The following is a 1,360-nucleotide window of genomic DNA, read 5'->3' as shown; positions in this document are numbered from 1 at the left end:
GCCGACTGGTCTGCGCCCGGAGCCACGGCGGCCGGGACGGTCACGCCGCCTCCGACCGGAGTGCAGCCTCCCGCCGGACTGGCCGCCTCTCCGCGGGGCGGCTACCCCGGGCAGTACTCCCCCGCCGCGCAGGCTGCGGGCCAGGGCGGCTACCCCGGACAGGCGGCCTACCCCACCGCGCAGACGTATCCCGCTCAGGGCGGCGGCTACCCCGGCGCTCCGGCTTACGCCGCGGCAGCCCCGGCGCCGGCGAAGATCTCCGTGCTGGGCCTCGTCGGCCTCGGTCTCGCCGCCCTCGGCCTGCTCCTCGCCTTCACGCCGTTCACGGTCGTCTTCTCGTGGCTGTTCCTCGGCGCGGGCTTCATCGTGTCGCTCATCTCCCTGTTCCTGAAGGGCAAGAAGTGGCCGGGCATCACGGGCCTGGGCGTCTCGGTGCTCGGCGCGATCATCGCCGCGATCATGAGCTTCGTGTTCTTCCTCGGTGCCGTCGCCAGCCAGGTCGACCGCTCCGACTCGCTGCCCGACGACGGCTCCGACACGGGGACGAGCGACTCCGGCACGGATTCCGGAACGGACGACGGCACCGGCTCCGGCACGGTCGTCGAGGGCAGCCTCGGCGATCCGATCACCGTGACGCAGATGTCCGGCAGCGCGGAGCTGACGATCACGTCCGCCACCTGGGGCACCACCAACGGCTCGGACTTCGAGGCGACCAACGGCGGCTACCTGGTGATCGACCTCACATGGGAGACGCTCGAGGGCACGACCTATGTGAACCCGCTGTACTTCTCGGTCGAGACCGCGGAGGGTGCCGAGGGCGACTACGACATCTTCGGCGATGCCACGCTCGAATCGAGTGAACTCCCGGCGGGTGAGACCACGCAGGGCACCGTGTCGTTCGATGTCGCCCAGAGCGGATCGTACGTCGTGATCGTCAGCGACGAGCTGTTCCAGGAGGTCGCCCGCGTGACCGTGGAAGCCACCGCGCGCTGAACGTCGCCCGAAGAAGACAGAGGCACCGCTCATGACGACACCCGAGGGCTGGTACGACGACGGCTCCGGCAGCCTGCGGTGGTGGGACGGCCAGCAGTGGACCGCGCACGTCCGCAGCATCGACCCGCATCCCACCACTCCCGAGATCCCGGCGTCGTCGGGCGTACCGCAGCCTCCCGCCTCCACCGCGGGGACCGAGCCCGCACCCGCGATGCCGACGCCCGCGGTGCCGACGCCCCCGGTGCCGACGCCCCCGGTCCCGCTCGCAGCCACCCCGGTCCAGGCGGCCTTCGAACCGTTCGTGCCGCCGTCCTCGCCGTTCACCCCGTACGCCGCAGCCTCGGGGTCCGGAGCCACCGCGGCCCCG

The 1,360-nt window shown here is 72.1% G+C and carries 2 protein-coding genes; both read left to right on the top strand.

The window, feature by feature from the left end; genetic code table 11:
- A partial coding sequence (locus DW309_RS09110; RefSeq protein ID WP_136045187.1) for a DUF4352 domain-containing protein occupies positions 1–993 on the top strand: 993 nt, incomplete at its 5' end.
- Positions 994–1,024: 31 nt separating this feature from the next.
- On the top strand, positions 1,025–1,360 hold a 336-nt coding region (locus DW309_RS20125), incomplete at its 3' end, for a DUF2510 domain-containing protein (protein ID WP_275090393.1).

The organism is Microbacterium sp. K41, assembly GCF_004794395.1.
Taxonomy (GTDB): domain Bacteria; phylum Actinomycetota; class Actinomycetes; order Actinomycetales; family Microbacteriaceae; genus Microbacterium; species Microbacterium sufflavum.
This window is presented reverse-complemented; position numbering and strand designations above follow the sequence as displayed.